The organism is Cyclobacterium salsum, assembly GCF_010119245.1.
GTDB classification, from domain to species: Bacteria; Bacteroidota; Bacteroidia; order Cytophagales; family Cyclobacteriaceae; genus Cyclobacterium; species Cyclobacterium salsum.
Window position 1 is genome coordinate 553221 of sequence record NZ_WNKG01000002.1, and the last position, 20492, is coordinate 573712.

16 protein-coding genes are annotated in these 20492 nt (G+C 45.2%); 7 read left to right on the forward strand and 9 right to left on the reverse strand.

What is annotated here, in order from left to right:
• Positions 1 to 71: 71 nt before the first annotated feature.
• Positions 72 to 2120 (reverse strand): ATP-dependent zinc metalloprotease FtsH, encoded by a 2049-nt coding sequence (ftsH, locus tag GJS45_RS04895; protein ID WP_162340332.1) that lies wholly within the window; start codon positions 2118 to 2120, stop codon positions 72 to 74.
• A 70-nt stretch (positions 2121 to 2190) separates the two neighbouring features.
• The gene (rsfS, locus tag GJS45_RS04900; RefSeq protein WP_162340333.1) at positions 2191 to 2544 is read right to left on the reverse strand and encodes a ribosome silencing factor; all 354 of its coding nucleotides are present in this window, start codon (positions 2542 to 2544) and stop codon (positions 2191 to 2193) included.
• Positions 2545 to 2642: 98 nt separating this feature from the next.
• On the opposite strand from rsfS, the gene GJS45_RS04905 reads away from it, so the two are divergent.
• The 7 genes from GJS45_RS04905 to GJS45_RS04935 all read left to right on the forward strand — a co-directional run bounded on the left by GJS45_RS04905 (position 2643) and on the right by GJS45_RS04935 (position 12656).
• Positions 2643 to 3398: a biotin--[acetyl-CoA-carboxylase] ligase gene (locus GJS45_RS04905; protein ID WP_162340334.1), complete on the forward strand. Its 756-nt coding sequence runs from the start codon at positions 2643 to 2645 to the stop codon at positions 3396 to 3398.
• Positions 3399 to 3471: 73 nt separating this feature from the next.
• On the forward strand, positions 3472 to 4791 hold the full coding sequence (gene ahcY / locus GJS45_RS04910; RefSeq protein WP_162340335.1) for an adenosylhomocysteinase: 1320 nt from the start codon (positions 3472 to 3474) through the stop codon (positions 4789 to 4791).
• Between the two features lie 192 nt (positions 4792 to 4983).
• Positions 4984 to 5382 carry a DoxX family membrane protein gene (locus GJS45_RS04915; RefSeq protein WP_162340336.1) on the forward strand — a complete coding sequence of 133 codons (399 nt, stop codon included), beginning with the start codon at positions 4984 to 4986 and terminating at the stop codon, positions 5380 to 5382.
• 9 nt (positions 5383 to 5391) lie between these two features.
• Positions 5392 to 6048 carry a Crp/Fnr family transcriptional regulator gene (locus tag GJS45_RS04920; RefSeq protein ID WP_162340490.1) on the forward strand — a complete coding sequence of 219 codons (657 nt, stop codon included), beginning with the start codon at positions 5392 to 5394 and terminating at the stop codon, positions 6046 to 6048.
• A gap of 219 nt (positions 6049 to 6267) precedes the next feature.
• Positions 6268 to 10302, forward strand: coding sequence for a two-component regulator propeller domain-containing protein (locus GJS45_RS04925; RefSeq protein WP_162340337.1), 4035 nt, complete (start codon positions 6268 to 6270; stop codon positions 10300 to 10302).
• On the forward strand, positions 10295 to 12367 hold the full coding sequence (locus GJS45_RS04930; RefSeq protein WP_162340338.1) for an alpha-L-fucosidase: 2073 nt from the start codon (positions 10295 to 10297) through the stop codon (positions 12365 to 12367). Before GJS45_RS04925 ends, GJS45_RS04930 begins: the two co-directional genes overlap by 8 nt.
• Positions 12368 to 12491: 124 nt before the next feature.
• Positions 12492 to 12656 (forward strand): DUF1328 domain-containing protein, encoded by a 165-nt coding sequence (locus GJS45_RS04935; RefSeq protein ID WP_162340339.1) that lies wholly within the window; start codon positions 12492 to 12494, stop codon positions 12654 to 12656.
• A 68-nt stretch (positions 12657 to 12724) separates the two neighbouring features.
• On the opposite strand, the gene GJS45_RS04940 is transcribed toward GJS45_RS04935, so the two are convergent.
• From GJS45_RS04940 to GJS45_RS04970, 7 genes are all read right to left on the reverse strand, one after another.
• Positions 12725 to 13744: an alpha/beta hydrolase gene (locus GJS45_RS04940; protein WP_162340340.1), complete on the reverse strand. Its 1020-nt coding sequence runs from the start codon at positions 13742 to 13744 to the stop codon at positions 12725 to 12727.
• Between the two features lie 4 nt (positions 13745 to 13748).
• On the reverse strand, positions 13749 to 14549 hold the full coding sequence (gene proC / locus GJS45_RS04945) for a pyrroline-5-carboxylate reductase (RefSeq protein ID WP_162340341.1): 801 nt from the start codon (positions 14547 to 14549) through the stop codon (positions 13749 to 13751).
• Positions 14550 to 14617: 68 nt separating this feature from the next.
• Positions 14618 to 16312 carry a M1 family metallopeptidase gene (locus tag GJS45_RS04950; RefSeq protein WP_235954602.1) on the reverse strand — a complete coding sequence of 565 codons (1695 nt, stop codon included), beginning with the start codon at positions 16310 to 16312 and terminating at the stop codon, positions 14618 to 14620.
• Entirely contained in the window at positions 16313 to 17074 is a 762-nt protein-coding gene (locus tag GJS45_RS04955) for a creatininase family protein (RefSeq protein ID WP_162340342.1), read from the reverse strand.
• A gap of 194 nt (positions 17075 to 17268) precedes the next feature.
• Positions 17269 to 18654 (reverse strand): amidohydrolase family protein, encoded by a 1386-nt coding sequence (locus GJS45_RS04960; protein ID WP_162340343.1) that lies wholly within the window; start codon positions 18652 to 18654, stop codon positions 17269 to 17271.
• A 48-nt stretch (positions 18655 to 18702) separates the two neighbouring features.
• Positions 18703 to 19680 (reverse strand): NAD(P)H-quinone oxidoreductase, encoded by a 978-nt coding sequence (locus GJS45_RS04965; protein ID WP_162340344.1) that lies wholly within the window; start codon positions 19678 to 19680, stop codon positions 18703 to 18705.
• 4 nt (positions 19681 to 19684) lie between these two features.
• On the reverse strand, positions 19685 to 20485 hold the full coding sequence (locus tag GJS45_RS04970; protein WP_162340345.1) for a universal stress protein: 801 nt from the start codon (positions 20483 to 20485) through the stop codon (positions 19685 to 19687).
• Positions 20486 to 20492 lie beyond the last annotated feature (7 nt).

Consider the following 20492-nt stretch of genomic DNA (forward strand, 5'->3'; position numbering starts at 1 on the left):
AATGAATTCCGGTAAAAAAGTGGCTTAGCCTCTCCTTTTTACCGGAATCATCAATTAGAATAACAAGGAAATCAATCCCTATTTTCGATTACGTCTTCCTTCGTCTCTTCCTGCTCTCCAGAGGCATCTTCCTTTTTGGGTTCGATTGTTTCTATTTTCTTACCATCTACCACCTTTGTAAATTTTTCATATGTGGTTTCCTTATCAAAAGGCCTCTTTCCGATGAGGTTCTCCAGGTCTGACTGAAACAATATTTCCTTTTCAAGCAACTTCTGGGCAATTATCTCAAGTTCCTTTTTTCGCTCCTTAAGTAAGGTGATTGTTTTTACGTAAGAAAACTCAATTAACTTCCGGACCTCTTCATCGATGGTTTGAGCAGTATTTTCAGAATAGGGCTTATCTAATTTGTACTCGCTTCCCTTGCTGTCATAAAAGGAAACATTTCCTATTTTTTCATTCATCCCGTAGATGGACACGATGGAATATGCCATTTTGGTTATCCTTTCCAAATCGCTCAATGCTCCGGTGGATATTTTTCCGAATATGATTTCCTCGGCAGCACGGCCGCCGAGTGCCATGCACATCTCGTCGATCAATTGCTCGGTTTGGTAAAGGAATTGTTCTTTGGGCAGGTATTGGGCGTATCCCAACGCAGCAATTCCTCTTGGGACAATACTGACTTTTACCAAAGGATCTGCATGCTCTAAAAACCAGCCAGCCACTGCATGGCCCGCCTCATGGTAGGCAACAATTTTCTTTTCCTCTGGAGAAATGATTTTGTTTTTCTTCTCAAGACCTCCTATGACCCGATCCACGGCATCCTGAAAATCCTGCATATCGACCGCCTCTTTATTTCTTCTGGCAGCAATCAACGCCGCTTCATTACAAACGTTGGCTATTTCAGCACCTGCGAATCCCGGGGTTTGAGCAGCCAGTTTTTTTGGTTCCACATCATCAGCTGTCTTAATAGGCTCCAGATGGACTTTGAAAATGGCTTCTCTACCGACCATATCCGGCTTGTCTATACTAATTTGACGATCAAAACGACCCGCTCTAAGAAGTGCACTGTCCAATACATCCGGCCGGTTAGTCGCTGCTAAAACGATCACTCCTGAGTCCGTTCCGAAGCCATCCATTTCCACCAATAAGGAGTTCAGGGTATTCTCCCTTTCATCATTGGATCCTGGCATCTGTCCTTTGCCTCTTGAACGACCGATTGCATCTATTTCATCTATAAATATAATACAAGGAGCTTTTTCTTTTGCCTGCTTAAAAAGGTCACGGACTCTAGCCGCTCCTACTCCCACAAACATTTCTACAAAATCAGAACCTGACAAAGTAAAGAATGGGACCCCTGCTTCACCGGCAACGGCTTTGGCCAATAACGTTTTACCGGTACCGGGAGGGCCAATTAATAAGGCTCCTTTGGGAATTTTGCCTCCCAACTTGGTGAATTTACCCGGCGTTTTAAGAAATTCTACAATTTCTTCTACTTCTTCTTTGGCCTCGTCCAAGCCTGCCACGTTGTCAAAAGTGATCTTGACCTTATTTTCAGCGTCAAATAACTGGGCCTTGGATTTCCCCACATTGAAGATCTGACCTCCGGGCCCACTCGGTCCCGACATCCGGCGCATCATCATCCAAAAAAGGAAAAAGATTAATATCAAAAAGCCGAAGCTGGAAATCCAATTACCCCAACTCTCCTCTTCTTTGGCAGAATAACCTATGCGTTCTTCCTCAGGCAACTGTTCTTCCAAACGGGTATAGCTTTCAATAAAATTGTCTACAGAAGCAATGTTGATCCGATAGTGAGGTCCGGTAGGATTATAGAATCTGTTCTGGGCCTCCAATTCATCTTTATAACGTTGATTTTCCAATGCGGCCTCCCGTAGCGAAACTTCTACGTAGTTCTGGTTGTAGATCACGGTTACTTTCTGAACATCGTTACTTAGCACCATGTCTTCAAAACGCTTCATCGTGATTTCCAGGGTGGCCGAATTCTGATTGAACCAAGTCACGCCTATCAAAACAATTACCGCGGTAATTATCAACCAGAGTTGAAAATTGGGCTTTTGAGGTGGCTTTGGAACAAACTTTTTAGATTTATTTTTATCACTCATGTTGATTTTTTTATTACTATAAACTTTTTGTACAACGAAATAAAAAAATGAAAGTTTAAATCCATCGGATTTAGTGACTGTTTATTTTGGTCACCTTGGCATCTCCCCAAAGCTCTTCCAACTGATAAAATTCTCTTTTCTCTTTCAGGAATATGTGCACGACCACATTAACATAGTCCATTAAGACCCATTGCCGGTTATTTTTACCCTCACTTTTCCAGGGTTTTTCACGGTTGGTTTTGTAAACTTCTTCTTCCACGGAATTGGAAATACCTTCAATCTGAGTGTCAGAGGTACCCGAACAAATCACAAAAAAGTCAGTTATCGTGCTGTTGATGTCTCGTAAATCCATTACCACTATCTCGGAAGCTTTTTTATCTTCCATTCCTTTCACTATCACTTTGCTCAACTCCTCTGCCGTCATATATTTTTTCTGGTATTTTTTTTAGTAATCTCCATTTTTTGGCTAATTTCAATGCAATTTTAAATATCCTGATTATGCAATAAAATAACTAATTATAAATGCATAAAATCCTTGCCAATACGGTATTTTTGGGAAAAGATTTGCAAATACTGACAGACTGTCACTCTACGAATGATTTAGCCGTCTCCCGGCTCCGGTCTGGAATGGCAGCAGAAGGTACCGTCATCCTCACCCATCATCAAACGCAGGGGAGAGGACAAAGAACGAATACCTGGCATGCCAAACCCGGGTTGAACCTCACGTTTTCCATGATTTTCAAACCGGATTTTCTCAAGGTAGATCAGCAATTTGTTCTCAATATGGCCATTGCCCTTGGAGTGCAAAAGGAACTCTGCCGTTTGGTTTCCGGAATTACCATCAAATGGCCCAATGATTTTCTCTCCCCGGAAGGAAAGAAAATTGGCGGAATGCTGATCGAAAACACCCTGTCTGCCAACCGGATAGCTGCTTCGGTGGCTGGGATAGGAATTAATGTAAATCAACATGAGTTTCCGGTTCCGATGGCGACATCCCTTGCCAACCTCACCAACAAATCCTATTCATTGGAACAGTTGCTCGAATGTTTGCTGATTTCGGTGGAACGCTATTACCTGCGGTTAAAAGCCGGTGATCAGGAAGCGATCCACAAAGAATACCTTAGTCAGTTACACCGCTTTGGAACCTGGGCGAGTTATGAAGATGAGCAGGTATTTACTGGTAAAATAGTTGGGGTCGGTAAGCACGGACACCTAAAAATCAAGAAACAAAATGGAACGACATCCAGTTATGATTTAAAACAAATCCGATTCATTTAATTACCCTATTTTCTTTTGTGTCCTCGAATACTTAAATTTGCTAAAATTTAATTTAAACCATAGTAAAATAAACATGTCTACAACCAAATTTCAAAAATATACCCAATACAAAGTCAAGGATATCTCGCTTGCTGCATATGGAAGAAAGGAAATCAGGCTGGCGGAAAGTGAAATGCCCGGACTGATGGCATTGAGAGAAGAGTATGGTGCTTCTCAGCCCCTTAAAGGGGCACGGATTGCCGGATGCCTTCACATGACCATACAGACAGCGGTACTGATAGAGACCTTGGTTGCACTTGGGGCGGAGGTAACCTGGTCCTCCTGTAACATATTTTCCACACAGGATCACGCAGCCGCTGCCATAGCAGAAGCGGGAATAAGTGTTTATGCCTGGAAAGGCCTTTCTGCCGAGGATTTTGATTGGTGTATCGAACAAACCTTATTTTTTGGAGAAGATCGCAAACCCTTAAACATGATTTTGGATGATGGGGGAGATCTGACGAATATGGTTTTGGATAATTACCCTGAGTTAGTTTCCGGAATCAAAGGGCTGTCAGAAGAAACAACTACTGGCGTTCACCGACTCTACGAACGAATGAAAAATGGAACGCTAACCATTCCAGCGATTAATGTAAACGATTCGGTTACCAAATCGAAATTTGATAACAAATACGGCTGTAAGGAATCGCTGGTAGATGCCATCCGAAGAGCTACTGATATCATGATGGCGGGAAAAGTAGCGGCAGTAGCCGGTTATGGTGATGTTGGAAAAGGTTCGGCTGCCTCATTGAGAGGTGCTGGCGCACGGGTGATCGTATCGGAAATTGATCCGATTTGTGCCCTGCAAGCAGCCATGGATGGGTTTGAAGTTAAAAAAATGATGGATGCGGTAAAAGAGGCCGATATCGTCGTAACCGCGACTGGTAATAAAGACATCATTGGCGAGGCACATTTCAAAGCATTGAAGGATAAAGCGATTGTTTGCAATATCGGCCATTTCGACAATGAAATAGACATGGCCTGGTTGAATGGGAATTATGGGCATACCAAGGACGAAATCAAACCTCAGGTAGATCTTTACCACTTGGATGGCAAGGATATCATCCTATTGGCGGAAGGCAGGTTGGTGAATTTGGGCTGTGCCACGGGACATCCTTCATTTGTTATGTCTAATTCCTTCACCAACCAAACGCTGGCGCAAATGGAACTTTGGAACAATACGGATCAATACGAAGCGGGTGTGTACATGCTACCCAAACATCTGGACGAAAAAGTAGCTGCCTTGCATTTGAAAAAGTTGGGTGTCGAGCTAGACGAGTTGACGGGTGACCAAGCATCATATATAGGTGTAAATCAAAAAGGACCCTTCAAACCCGACTATTACCGGTATTAATCAGTCCTTTAGAATAACAAAAGGTAAAGCCCGGACGTTGTGTCCGGGCTTTTTTATTGCGTTGGAATGCATTGAATACCCCGATCTGAAAGATCCAAAAGGTTAAAATTTTTGTTAAGTGAGCGCATATAGGCAGGTAAAGACTTGGTGCGAAAGCTTGTAACGATTAATTTTAGAGTATAATCCAATTTGATGAAGACACTTTCTTTTGTATTTATACGGTTAGGTATTGGAATTAGCATGTTTGGTCATGGCCTGGTAAGGATTCCCAAACTCAACGAATTTAGTAGCGGGATGGTAAGCCGTTTTAGCGAATCTTTCTTACCCGGCCAAGTGGTACTACCATTTAGTCTGATTTTACCGTTTCTGGAGTTGTTAATAGGACTCTTGCTAATCCTTGGGTGGAAAACCCGACTTACGGGAATTTCCGGAGCCATTTTGATGCTCTTCCTGATGTTCGGAACTTCCATGATAGAAAACTGGGGGGCGCTGCCCTCGCAGATGATTCATTTATTATTTTTCGTTTTGGTATACGAGTTTCATCAGGTAAATACGTTGGCTCTAGACCGAATTAATGCTCCATCTAATTAAATGTATATGATCGAAAAAGAAGATCTTAAATCTCATTTACCTTTTATCACCGATTCCAGACTGAGAGATGCCCTGGTGAAAGAGGGTAGGCTCATGGAAATTGAAAAGGGGAAGGCCATTATGGAACCGGGTCAGTTCATAAAGATGGTGCCCATCATTTTAGAGGGTAGCATCAAGGTCTTACGAATGGACGAGGAAGGTAGGGAGTTATTTTTATATTACCTGGAACCGGGGCAGACCTGCGCCCTTTCCCTAACCTGTTGCTCTGCTTCCAAACCCAGCGAGATAAAGGCCGTTGCCGAAGAGCGTTCGGTTATATTGGCCATACCTGTTCAGGTACACGAGCAATGGTCCGATGAATTTAAACAATGGAAGGACTATGTGTCCAGTACCTACCAATTCCGGTTTCAGGAAATGCTGGAGACACTGGATGCGGTAGCCTTTAAGCGCATGGATGAGCGACTGATGCGCTACATTGTAACCAAAATGAAACAGGCCAAAGCCAACGAACTGCACACCACTCATCAGGAAATTGCCTCCGAATTGGGAACATCGCGTGAAGTAATTTCCCGCTTGCTAAAGCAGTTGGAAAAGAAGAAGTGGATAGAACTGGGTAGGAATGTGATTTATATCAGAGATGATTTTGAAGAGTTGATTAGCAAATAAAATCCCTCTAAACCAGCGCATTGATGGCAACCTCTATATCTGCTAAACAGAGCTACCGGGTGGTTCACTGGCAGGCATTTTTCTGCTACCAATAGGTTTTCACGACATGAATAGGTAATGAATAAGTGGTTCCTTTTTCTGAGTACTTGCTTTGGGTTTTTGTGGCTACCTATACTCAACGCGCAGGACACGAATTCCCTTAAGTTCAAAAAACTGGAAATGGATAAAAACCTTTCCAGTGGAAATGTGCAGGCCATTTTTCAGGATGAAGATGGCTACATGTGGTTGGGGACAAATAATGGACTGAATCGATATGACGGATTCAGGCTTAAGAATTTTTTTGCAGATCAGCGAGATTCCAGTACCATTAGCAGCAATTCGATATATAAGATTTTCCAAGGTCCCGAAGGAAATGTATGGTTTAAAGATTTCGATAAAATTGTTGATGTCTACCTGAAAGATAAAGGCATTTTTGAACGGGACATGGACGAGATTTCCAGGCAGTATAAGTTGCGGAGTTCCGACATCACACGGGTTTTTGAAGATTCAGAAAAAAGATACTGGTTTTTACATCCCTACGAAGGTATTAGTCTATTAGGTAGCGGGCTACAAGAGACCCGGTATTTTTTCTCCAAAAATTCAGCGGAAGGTACCATCAGTAGTAACCTGGTGACAGATATACAGGAAGATCCCCATGGTGATTTTTGGCTGGTTCATGCCAATGGATGGATTGACATCGTTTCTGGAAAGACGTTAACGGTTATTAAGCGTATTCCATTATCGGATGCTAAGAAAGACCTACCCGAATGCTCCTATGAGATGGTTATAGACCATGCTGGAGATGCCTGGGTCTTTTGTCCGGATTACGCATTCGGTGTGTTTTGGGTTTCGGGGAGTACCTACACGGTTCAATCTATTGATGATACCTCCGAGGAGATTCGACTAAATAATTCGCTGGTTAAATCAGTGCTGGAATATGCTCCCGGTCAAATTTGGGTAGCGACGGATCATGGAGGAATCAACATAATCGATACTCAAAAAGGAGAGGTACAGTACGTGCTTAACCAACCAGAAAATCCCCAGTCGCTGTCACATAATGCTGTTTATGACTTGTTTCTGGATACCGAAGGGATTGTATGGGTTGGAACGTTTAAAAGAGGAATCGATCTGTATCATCCGAGATTGAACCGCTTTGGTCTGGTGAAAAGGGAAATAGAGGCGGAAAACCCCATTCCAAGAAATGATGTGAATGCCATAGAAGAAGATTCTGAGGGCAATCTCATCGTTGGCTCAAATGGTGGCGGCTTGTGGCGTTATGATCCTAAATCGAACGATTATTTGGATGGGGTCCAATGGGCAAACCGGGGAAGTAAATCACCCGGATCGGATGCAGTGATAGTAGACCTGCTAACAGACCAATCGGGCACCCTTTGGATTGGTACCTACCAACGTGGTCTTTACAAATACGATGGGAAAAAGTTTACACATTTTGAGGCGGAGCCGGGGAAATCAGGTGCCTTACAGGACAACAATGTATGGAAAATATTTGAAGATAGTGCTGGAAGGTTGTGGGTAGGAACCCTGCGGGAAGGACTTTTCCTGATGGACAGGGAAAATGGCACCTTTACCCAATACAGGGCGGAGGGGCAAGGTATCCCATTGAATAACCAATATATTACTGGAATTACCGAAGACAAGGAAGGAAATATATGGGTAGGAGGGGGGCGTGGTATCGATGTCTTTCACCCCGAAAATGGCTATCAGCGGTATTTTTCAGGGGACGGAACAGACGGTTCCGGACTTAGTAATGCGAATGTTTCGGAAATGATCCGGGATTCATTCGGAAATATATGGGTAAGTACCGGAAAAGGCTTGTTTTATTACAATGAATCCACCGAATCATTTAAGGTTTTTGACCAATCCAGCGGTTTGAAAAATGATTTTCTGGTTAGCTTGGTGCCGGATCAGAATGGAGATTTGTGGCTAAGTTCCCAGAACGGACTGATTCACGCCGCTGTCAATCGTCACTCACGGGAATTGTCTCTAGGATTTAGGTATTTTGCTACCGGAGATGGCTTACAGGGGGATTATTTTAATAAAAATGCTGCCTATTTGTCGGCAGAAGGCAGGGTGTATTTTGGAGGAGCGGATGGTATCAGCTACCTGGATCCGGAGACCTTTCCTTTCGTTGAGAAGGAATCTCAGGTGAAATTCACCGGTTTTCAGCTGTTTAACCAGCCGATTGGCATCAATGAGCCAATTAATGGAAGGATATTGCTTGAAAAGCCCCTGGATAAAACCCGATCCATACAATTGAAGCACCATGAGAATGTTTTTACCGTTTCCTTTTCGTCTCTGAATTACCTCAACCCTGAAAAAAGCAGCTTTCTTTATCGACTGGATGGATTTAGTAAGGATTGGGCGAGTAAGGAAGCCGGTCCTTTTGAAGTTACGTTTACTAATCTTGATCCGGGCACCTACACCTTGCAGGTTAGAGCTGCTTCGAGTGATGGGGTATGGGGGGATGAAGTGGCATCCCTTAGCATAGAAATATTAACTCCTTTCTGGTTAACGCCCCTGGCCTACGGGATGTACGGGCTGTCGTTTTTCCTGGCTTTCCTGTTTTTCTGGAAGTGGTTGGTGTCCCGGGAACGACAAAGGCTCCGGCGTGCGGAGGAAATCAAGGAAAATAAACGGCTAGCCGAATTGGATCAAATGAAGAACCGGTTTTTCACCAACATCAGTCATGAATTCCGGACACCCCTGACGCTTATACTGGCCCCCATAGAAAAATTACTTAAAGACAAAAAAGAATCGGCTCCAGAGGCTTTTCAACTCCAAACCATTCAAAAAAATGCTCAAAAGCTATTGCAGATGGTTAATCAGTTGCTAGAGGTACGTAAATTGGAAAATGACAGCCTGAAATTGGTATTGACCCAAGGAGACATGGTGACATTCATGGAGGAGCAAGTCCGTTCTTTTCAAAGTCTGGCCATACAGAAGCATATCGGCCTGACCTTTAGCTCCAATGTCCGGAACATCCCCGCCTCCTTTGATACCGATATGATGGGTAAAATGATTACCAACCTGCTATCCAATGCCTTTAAGTTTACCCCAGCTAATGGGGAAATAAATGTTAGTCTGGACTTTCAACAACACAGCCTTGAAAAAGGCTTCCTTCAAATCAAGGTGAAAGATTCAGGAGTAGGAATAGGAAAAGAGCAATTAGATCGAATCTTTGAACGCTATGTTACCCTGGGTTCCCACGAAAACCAGGGTACAGGCATCGGGCTTGCTTTGGTCAGGGAGTATGCGAAAGTGCATGGCGGTACTGCCCGTGTTTCCAGCCTTCCGGGTCAGGGGGCTACGTTTACCGTCTCTCTCCCCTTGGATTTGAGTGAAGGCTACCTGATTTGGGAAGAATTTTTCATGGATGCCGGAAAAGAAGAGTTGATCGCATCCGGTACCGGATCGGGAGTTCCCAGGGAGGAGCTTCCCACGATGTTGTTGGTGGAAGATAATCCGGACCTCAGGCAGTACCTGGTGGAAGTACTGAAGGATGCTTATTTTATTTATCAGGCCTCGAACGGAAAAGAAGCCCTTGAATTAGCTTTCCGGCACCTTCCGGACATCATTCTTTCGGATGTGCTAATGCCGGAAATGGATGGGGTAGCTTTTTGCCGGGCGGTAAAGAATGATATTAAGACTTCGCATGTGCCGGTAGTCTTACTTACCGCCAGGACGGCCGATGAGGATCGGTTGCTTGGATTGGATTCCGGTTGCAACCTTTATTTAAATAAACCTTTCAATCTGGAAATTTTACGTTCATCCCTGAGTAATCTGTTGAAGGAAAAAGAAAGGCTCCAGAGACGGTATCGAAAGTTGATAACCGTGGAAACGAGTGAAGCCGAATTGGAATCACTCGATGATAAATTAATGCAAAAAGCCGTAGCTTTGGTGGAAAAGCAAATCGACAATCCTGATTTTTCCGTGGAAATTTTAAGTAAATCCATGGGAATGAGCAGGGTACACTTGTACAAAAAAATAATCGCCCTTACCGGTCAAAGCCCGCTGGAATTTATCAGGACCATTCGCTTGCAGCGGGCAGCTCAATTACTGGGAATGAATCAGTATACGGTAGCCGAGGTTGCATACAAAGTAGGATACAACAATGCCAAATATTTCTCCAAACATTTTAAAGCCAACTATGGAAAAATTCCATCCCAATACCAAAAAGAAATTGAGAATGATTAATCGTAACTTGCTGATAGTCCTGTTTTGTTTTATAGCTGCCTGTTCTGCTCCGAAAGCCGATTCTCCCGAACCCGTCTTGCCGGTGCCTCACGAGCGGCAACTTGTTTGGCAGGACATGGAATTCTATGCCTTTGCCCATTTTAATATGAACACCTTTACCAATATGGAATGGGGCCTGGGAGATGAAGATCCTGCCTTGTTTAACCCCACTGAATTCGACCCGGCGCAATGGGCCAGGATCTGTAAAGCTGCCGGAATGAAAGGGATCATTCTTACCGCCAAACACCACGATGGATTTTGCCTCTGGCCCACAGCTACTACTGATCATTCGGTTAAAAATGCTGCCTGGAAAGAGGGTAAGGGGGATATCATTCGGGAGGTGTCGGATGCTTTCCGTGCGGAAGGACTTAAATTTGGGGTTTACCTATCTCCCTGGGACAGAAATCATCCGGATTATGGTAAACCGGAATACATAGCGGTCTTTCGGGAACAACTTCGGGAATTATTGACCAATTACGGGGATATCTTTGAAGTGTGGTTTGACGGGGCTAATGGAGGCACCGGTTATTACGGAGGTGCCAACGAAGAAAGGCGAGTGGATAAGCGAAACTATTACGATTGGAAAACTACCTACGAATTAATCCGTGAACTGCAGCCCAATGCCGTTATATTTGGAGATGCAGGACCGGATGTACGGTGGGTAGGCAATGAGCACGGATATGCCTATGAAACCACCTGGTCAAACCTGATGCGGGACTCCATTTATGGAGGCATGCCTGAATATGCGGAAAAGTATTCCGCCGGTCAGGAAAATGGAACCCATTGGGTTCCGGCAGAGGCAGACGTTTCCATCCGGCCGGGTTGGTATTATCATCCCTATGAAGATCACAAAGTAAAGTCCCTGCCTCAACTGTTGGATATCTATTACCGAAGTATAGGCAGAAACAGTTCCTTACTATTGAACTTTCCCATTGACAAGCGTGGTAAAATTCACGAGAATGACGAGGCCCAGCTTATGAAATTGGTTGATAAAATCCACGAGGATTTTTCTTCGCCCCTGCCTTTAGAGAACGCAAGGCTTTCGGCAAGCTCCACGCATGGTCAGGGGTTTGAAGTAGAAAATACAATTAGCGGGGATGATGACCTGTATTGGGCGGCTGAAGATGGAACAACCAATGCCACTATTCAAATTGAATTTGATGAACCAGTTCGGTTTAACCGATTTTTGGCTCAAGAAAATATAGCCCTGGGACAACGGATTAAGTCCTTTGACCTGGAAATAAAAACGACGAATGGGGGCTGGCAAAAGCTGTCCTCCGGAACGACGGTCGGTTATAAAAGGATACTTCGGTTGCCGGATACAGAAACCACAGCTGTTCGGTTGGTGATAACAGATGCGAAAGCCAGTCCTACCCTTCAGCACCTGGGTTTTTTCCTGGCACCGAAGGTGTTGCTTCCCCCCAGCATTACCAGAGAAAAATCCGGTTTGCTGAGGCTGAAAGCACCGGAGGAAGGCCTGGAACTGCTGTACACCCTGGACGGGACCGACCCGAAAGAGAATGGACAAGTATATACCGATGCCTTCACCGTATTGCAGCCAACCGAAATCCAGGTACTTTCCAGGGATAAAGGTACGGGCGAGACGAGTGAAGTGGCTAAAAAGGAACTTCAAATAGCTCGAAAAAACTGGAAAGTATTGGGTGATGGGGAGAATACCGACCATTTAATTGATGAGAATCCGGAAACAAATTACTTTACAGAAACCAATGCGGTATCCATAGATTTGGGGGAATCCTATTTACTTAAAGGATTTACCTATTACCCCATGCAAAACAGGTATTTATCTGGCTTGATCACCAATTATGCATTTTATGTTAGCAATAATGGGTCACAATGGAAGAAAGTCAGCGAGGGCGAATTCGGCAATATTGTAAACAGTCCCATCGAACAACGGGTAAATTTTGCCCCAGTAGAGGCCAGGTATATCCAGTTGAGGGCGCTGGATAAAATGGATGAAAATCCGGCAAGCTTTGCGGAGATTGGTGTCCTGGTTGATAACCAATAAATAAGCTGGTTTAAAGGCCGGTTATTGCTGTTTTATAATTTAAAACTTTAAGAGTTTGGAAGTTTGGTTTAGTTTTTGTGTTTTTTGAATAAATTGTTTTATTAATCAACCAAACCAATAAACTATGTTAACTTGGGTAATTGTATTTCTGGTAGTAGCCTTGATTGCTGCAATATTAGGTTTCTCCGGACTCGCTTCCGGACTCGCATCCATCGCTAAAATTATTTTTTACATATTTGTAATTCTGTTGGTGATCAGTCTTATAGCAGGGGGATTAAACGGATTTTAATGATAAAACGCGGCCAACCCTTAATTACGATTGGCCGCGTTTCCTAATCCGGAAGGTAAACTTCTCTCTTAGTAAGTCACTATTTCTTCCTTGGCCGAAACATGAACTACTTCTTCCAAAAAATCAATGGAAGCATCCAGTACTTCGTCCCAATGATCGGTTTTGATGCGAGAAGCAATCACATGATCGCCCGCATCGGGAAATGCCACTTTTCTTTTGAGCGATTCCGGTGTATCGATTTGCGCGTACATGTCTAGCATGGCGGGCACCGATACCACTTTGTCCTGGATTTCCTCATTTTTGTAAAAATAGCCCATAAACAGCGGCTGCTCCACCTCTTTAAACGTTTCGGCATTCATCTCACTTTTTACCAGAATAGCCAGGCTGCTGTATGCATTGATATGCAGGCGATCGGACCAGTACTTTCCTTCTTCGGTTTCCCGGGGTACTTCCATAATACCATCTTCCGTCATGGTCAACTTCATCAATGTTTTCATCCAGGGTTGGAAAAGGGGATCCAACCGGTCACCATAAATGCCTATACAGGGAGAATATAAAAGAACCGCATGGATTTCCGGTCGTTCTTCAGCCAAAACCAATGACAAAGCCCCGCCCATAGAGGTGCCAATTACAATCACTTTCTCTCCTAATTGCTTGCTGATCATATAGGCCTCCCGGGCTCCCTGAACCAAATCGGGGGCATTGAGATATTCAAATGCATTCGGCCGGCTAATCCCATGCTCCGGAAGCCGGCTTAAATAGAGATTAGCACCAAAATGTTCGGCAATTTTGCGATGTACCGGATCACCTTCCATGTGGCTGGCACCAAATCCATGCACGTACAAAATGCTATAGGGCGTTTTCGCTTTTCTAAGACTATCAGCCCAAATGATTTGTGCCCGATTGTGGGGTTTCAATCCGGCTACCGTATCTTCTTTCTGCTGGATATAGGTTTCGAGGCTTGCCAAATCTGCCGGGACTTCCGGATAAGTACCACTGAGGTCCTGGATGCTTTCTTTGGGACCCAACATGTATAGGAAAACCAGCAAAATGGCAGATCCCATCAGCCAGGGAATGATTCGTTTCATCTGTTTATTTCTTAATGTCTTCATAAGAGGCGACTACGCCCCTAACCATGGCAGAGCTAAACCCGTGGTGCTCCATTTCATTCAGCCCCTTGATCGTGCTACCCTTTGGAGTAGTCACCTTGTCAATGGCAGCTTCCGGATGAATTCCCTTTTGAATGATCAATTCCGCGGCCCCTTTTACCGTTTGATTTACGATTTTATTAGCCGTTTTGGCATCAAACCCGATCTGAATCCCTCCCTGGGTCATGGCCCGCATAAAGCGCAACACAAATGCCGTTCCACAGGCACCCAATACAGTGGCAGCCTCCATCAAATGTTCCTCTATGGTGATGGAGATACCCACACTATTGAAAATGGATTTTACCATGTCCTCGGATTCGCTCGTAAAATCCTCCCCGCAAATGCAAGTGATGGATTCTTTAATATCGGCCGCGATGTTTGGCATCACCCGGAACACGGTAGTACCGGGTTCTAATTCCTTTTTAATGGCAGCCAATGAGATTCCTGATGCTAACGAGGCAATCACCTGCTTTTCCTTAGACAGGAATGGCTGAATCTCCTGAAGGACAGGAACGATATTGTAGGGTTTAACCCCCAGAATGACAAAGTCGGCCTCCCGGACAGCTTCTTTGTTGTCTGCCAGTACGCGTACGCCCTGAGATTGCAGGTAAAAAAGGCTTTCCGGATGCCTTTTGGTAACGGTTAGGTTTTTACCATCGAAACCCTTACTTCCCAATAATCCATTGACGATGGAAAGTCCCAGGTTTCCACAACCTATGATGGCGATTTTTTTGTTGGTTTCCATTGCTGGTTTTTTTTATAACGTGAGGGGGTAAAATTAATCAATTATTCACGGAAAGGTAATTTAATTACTTATTCAGACGGGGGCTGAATTTGTTGGGTGTAGCTATAAAAGTTTGGATCTGTTTCGAACATTATTCCTGCCTGCAAGCGATCGGTCGATTGCCAGGTGCCTGTCGGTGAAAGCCAATAGGTTTGCTCCCCTTGGTGGACCTTGATGGGCATGGAAAAGTCTTTTACCACCTCCTGCCAACGGTAATGGAGCCGTTCGCCTTTCCAGTAATACTGAAAAAGGGGAACCTTGGCAGTGCGAAGATACTGGTCAAAGAACGGTCTTAAGGAGAGGCCTGTCTCCTGAGCCAGAAAACCTTCAATATCCTCTGTGGATACCGTTTGGTGGTAAAACTGATGGTTCATTTTACGTAAAATTGCCCGCCATTTTTCGTCCTGGTCTATCCACTGCCTTAGGGTATGGAGTATATTGGCCCCTTTAAAATACATGTCTCCCGACCCTCTCTGATTAACCTCGTAATCACCAATGATGGGTATATCGTTTCTTATTACCTGACGGGCTCCCTGAAGGTAGGCATTCCCTGCCAACACGCCATAGTGATAATCCAGAAAGAGGCTCTCCGAGTAGGTGGTAAAGCTCTCGTGAATCCACATATCGGCGATGTCGCGATAGGTAATGTTATTGGCAAACCATTCGTGACCGGCTTCATGTATGATGATGTAATCAAACGTAAGACCCCAGCCGGTTTCACTAAAATCCTTTCCCTTGTAACCCTGCTGGTACCCATTTCCGTAGGTCACCGCAGATTGGTGCTCCATGCCCAAATACGGCACTTCGATCAGTTTGAAACCATCTTCATAAAAGGGGTAAGGACCAAACCAGTGTTCGAAAGCCCGCATGAGGCGGGGGGCATCTTTAAATTGAACCCTGGCTTTTTCCAGGTTTTCCTTTAAGACATAATAGTCCATGGACAGGGGCCCTTTTTCACCCAGGTATTCCTCTGAAAAATGGGCATAATCCGCTATGCTGATGTTTACACCGTAATTGCTTATGGGATTACTTACAAACCAATGAAAGGTGGTTTTATCATTAGCTTGTTTTTCTCTTGAGCGCAACCTTCCGTTAGAGACGTTCATTAGCGGGTCGGGAACCGTAACGCTGATCAGCATGCTATCCGGCTCGTCGTACATATGGTCCTTGCAGGGCCACCAGAGGCTTGCCCCGTCTCCCTGATTGGAATTGGCAATAAAGGGCTTTCCTTTCTGGTCTTTCTCCCAGGTTAGCCCGCCACTCCAGGGCGGATTGGGACTGATTCTGGGCTTGCCTCCATAGCGAACCTCTAGCTTTCTGACCGTACCCACTTCCTGTGGCGATGCTAGTTGCACAAAATAAGCATTTCCTTCCTGCCGGTATCGCAGTTCCGTTCCTTCCTGATAAAATCCGTGGATTTCCATCGGTTCCTGCAAGTCGATCTGCAGGGTTTCTTCCTGCTTAAGGACCTTATAATGGACGGTGTTTTTTCCATGGATGGATTTTTTATTGGGATCCACCTCTATGTCCAGGTGATAATAAACCAGATCCCACCATGCCCGCTCCGGGGTGATGCTTCCCCGTAAACTATCCTGCCGGCTATAGGGGATGGTCGATTGCTGCGCTTGTAATCCGTAGGAGAAAAAAATCGAAAATCCCAGGCTAAAAATCACAATGAACCGGGGGTTGAGAAGGAAAAGCTTTTCCATAATTTGAATCGTCATTTATTCGTAGCGGTTTGCCAGGTCCAGCTTTTCAAGGTCAATCATCAATTGGGCCACTTTCTGGGATACATCTTTAAAAAACCGCTCCCCTTTTTCAGGACTGGAAGCTTTGGGATTTCCGATTCCCGTATCTTCGGTGACCATGGACCACTTTCGTTCTGCCCAGGCCCAGCCTTCTCTCAATGCCTTTACGGTTGATTTTTTTTCGGCACCATCGCCTGCTTCTGCCAGCGGGCCGACCAGATGGGGATGCAGGTGCATGATCAGACTGGTTTCCATTTCGTCCGCATGATCACCCATGTGTTCAAAGTAGATGGTCTTATCCATGGATTGAAACCAATTGCAAGTGCTGAAAAACATGTCGGGAAATTCCAGTCCGATTTCGCGCAAAATGGTTTTGAAGTCATTTCCTCCATGACTGTTTAAGATCAATAGCTTGGAAATGCCCTGCCGATGCAAGACATTGGTCAGGTCCCTGATAATGGCCAACTGGGTGCTGGGATTGAGATTCATGTCCAGGTAAATGTCCGACTGCCCGGTATTGACTCCAAAAGGAATGGTGGGTAGTATGGTGATTTTGGCTCCTGATTTCCAGGCTATTTCTCCGGCTGCAGCAGCGATGGCATCCGCCTCGTAAATATCGGTTCCATAGGGAAGGTGATAATTATGGGCTTCAGTGGCTGCCCAAGGCAATACGGCCAACTCTATTTTCTCATCTTTTAAGGCTTTCCAGTTGGTCTCTGCCAATATATAGGGTCTCATTGTAAATTTTTTAATGATTTAAACCGGTACTCCAAAACGTAAATAAACCATATTTTTTTAGAAATTCCATCTCTCCACTGAGAAGACTTTCCTTTATCCCTTTGGCAAAAAACCAATTTGTCTACAACGACTGTCACTTAAAATGAATGTTAGTTTCAGAGATTCTTTCGCAATAAAGGAGATAAGCTCCGGGATCATTCCTGTCCCGGGTTAGTGTATTTTTCGGCAATGGAGTTCAGTTTTTCTTCAATGAACTCGTTGTCCAGCCAGCGTCCCCGGACCATGACTCCGGCTGGATTCCGAAGATGGCTCAGATCCTCCAGCGGGTTATTTTCTACCAGTATCAGGTCTGCTTCCATTCCTTCCTTTAGTTGGCCAAAATTCCCTTCGAAAAAGGTAGCCGGATTAACGGTGCCAATCTGCAATGCCTCCAATGGGCTCAGTCCCGCATCGAGCATGCCCTGCAATTCGTGGTGGATGGAAAATCCAGGTACATTGAATACCTGAGGGGCATCGGATCCCAATAGTAACCCTTGCCCTTCCATGTGGAGTGCTTTGATAAGCGTGTGTCTGATTTCATTGAATCGTCGCCATTGATCCGGATCATAGTTATCTCCCGTGGTCTGGTTATTTTTACTAGCGATCCAGTTTTTTATGGTTTCAGGATTCATGTACTTCATTTCTGGCTGCCTGGCCAGCTCCTCTGCGGGAGTGGGCGAAAACCAGCGGTCAAAAAGTGCCTGCGTGGGCACCACCCAAACCCCATTATCCTTGCTAAGTGCCACCAATTCCGGAATAAGTTCTTTATCAGCCAGATCTGTAAAATTATAGCCAAAAAAACCATTTTCTATAGGGTTTACTCCTGCTTCCTCCGGAACCAACCCTTCCAGAAAACCATCTACATGATCCACCGTCTGGTATCCACTCGAAAGGGCATGGCGAATACGCACCAGATTCGAAACGTGGCCTGCATAGGGAATTCCGACTTCTTTGGCGGTCTTTACCAGAGTGTCAAATACATGTAACCGAATACCGGGATGTAGCTTCAGAAAATCGTACCCCTCTTCGGCATAGGCGGTCACCTTCTCCCGGGCCTCTTCCGGGTTGCGCACCGTGTTGCCGTTCAGTGAGGGACTAGAAGTGAAAATTCTAGGAGAGAGGATTTCTCCCTTTTCCGCTTTCTCGCGCAAGGGCAGGTGTACCGGATTGCCCAGCATTCCCCGGATGGTGGTGATGCCATTGGAAAGGTAGAGGAACAGGGTTTCTTCCACCAAAGGGTCATTCCACTCCAGGGCAGGAATATGCGCATGCATTTCCGCCAGGCCCGGCAGGAGGTAGTTACCTTCCCCTGCCAGGACCTTACCTTCGCCCCAATCAACAGGAGCGCCAGCTGGAACGATCCGATCGATTAACCGGCCTTTAATGATGACATGGCTGCTGTCTATTTTTCCGGATATGATATCAATGACCAGCACATTTTCAAATACAGTATCTTCGGAAGTTAAGGAATAATTTTCAGTCTGCTGTCCACAGGAGTTGAAAACGAGACACAGAATTAGGGAGATTGAGAGGTATTTCATTGGTAGGTTGTTAGGTCGGGGTACGCCCGGTATTGGATGGATATTGGTTTATGCCAATAATAAGATTTTGCCTATATGTTTTGAACTTTCCATCAGTTGATGGGCTTTGAAAGCATCTTTCAAGGGGAATGCGGTATGAACTACCGGTCGAATCATATCCGGGAATAAGGGCCAGACCTGAGCCATTAATTCGGTTGCAAGGATTCCTTTGTATTCCACGGACTGAGGACGCAGGGTAGAACCGGTAAGTACCAGTTCTTTTTTCATTATCCGGATCAAATCAACTTCTCCAATATTCCCGTTCATGGCATTGATCATAATCAGCCGCCCCTTCTGAGCAAGCAGTCGGATGTTTTTTAAGGAATAGGAGCCGCCGACCATATCCAGTATCAGGTTTATTTTTGCTCCTTGCAACCTGGTTTTCAGCTTTTCTTCGAAGTCCTCGCGGCGATAATTGACAGCGAGGCTGGCCCCTAATTCCAAGCAGGTTTCGCATTTTTCATCCGTTCCAGCCGTCGTAAACACTTCTCCGCCGAGTGCCCTGATCATCTGAATGGCCGCTACGCCAATGCCGCTACTGCCTCCGTGTACCAGTACTTTTTCGCCCGATTGAAACTTGCCGATCTTGAAAACATTATTCCAAACGGTAAAATAAGTTTCCGGCAGGGAAGCCGCTTCTTCCAAGCCAACGCCTTCCGGTATCGTAAGGCACTGGTCTGCTGGGGCAACCACGTACTCCGCGTAGCCGCCACCGGCAATAAGGGCGCAAACCTCGTCCCCGATTTCCCAGGTTTTTACCGTTTTGCCCAATTTCTCTACCCAGCCGGAAACCTCCAATCCCGGAATATCCTCCGGCACACCTTCCGGTGCAGGGTATTTTCCCAGGCGTTGGGCAAGATCGGGTCGGTTCACTCCTGCTGCCCGAACGCGGATAAGCACTTCGTTTTCCTTGGGCTCCGGCACTGGTCTTTCTTCCAATTGCAAAACTTCAGGGGGACCGGCCTTGGTGATTACGATTGCGTTCATGTGTTTATTTTATAACCAACAGTGGAATGTGGGTGTGATAGGCCATCTCTACGCTATGACTTGTGGAAAACAGGGAATTGAAAAAACTTTTTTCCTTCGAAAACATCACCAGCAAACTTTCTGTTTTGCCCTGCAGGTAATCGTTTAGTCCCTGATCGCTGTCCTTTCCCATCAGTTTTTCAAAGGTAAAGTCACAGTCAGGAAACGTCTCCGTCAGGTGCGCAGCAATGCCTTTAAAGCTGATGTCTTTGTCAAAATCAGCACCGGTTTCCACATGCACTACCTCGTAGGGTAGGTTCCAGGTTTCTGTCAGTTCGATTAGTTTTCGGAACATGGCCTCGTTTTCGTTTTCCAATTCCAGGGCCACTCTTATTTTTTTGACCGATTCGAAATTGGCATTAAAGGGCACGGCGATGACGGGTACCTCGCTTTCTTTGACCACAGTAGCGGTGTTGGATCCTATCAGGCTTTTTTTGATCCCGCTTGCTCCCTGGGTTCCCATGATGATCAGGTCATAATCTCCATTCGCAACGGTGGCAAATATGGCCGTCGAAACCGTGCCCTGGATGATTTTATAATCCACCTCTACCGAACCATCGGTCTCGCTGATCACTTTTTTTAATGCTGCCTTGGCATCGGATTCAATGGCCTGAATGATCTCTGCTGCCTGTGCGGCAAAATCATACACGGCATAGTACGAATACATTAAGGTAATGCTGGCATCTTGCTGTTGCGCATAAGACCTGGCAAAGGAAAAGGCGTTGGCCGCATTTTCGGACAAATCGGTAGGAACAAGGATCTTCATAGTGGGT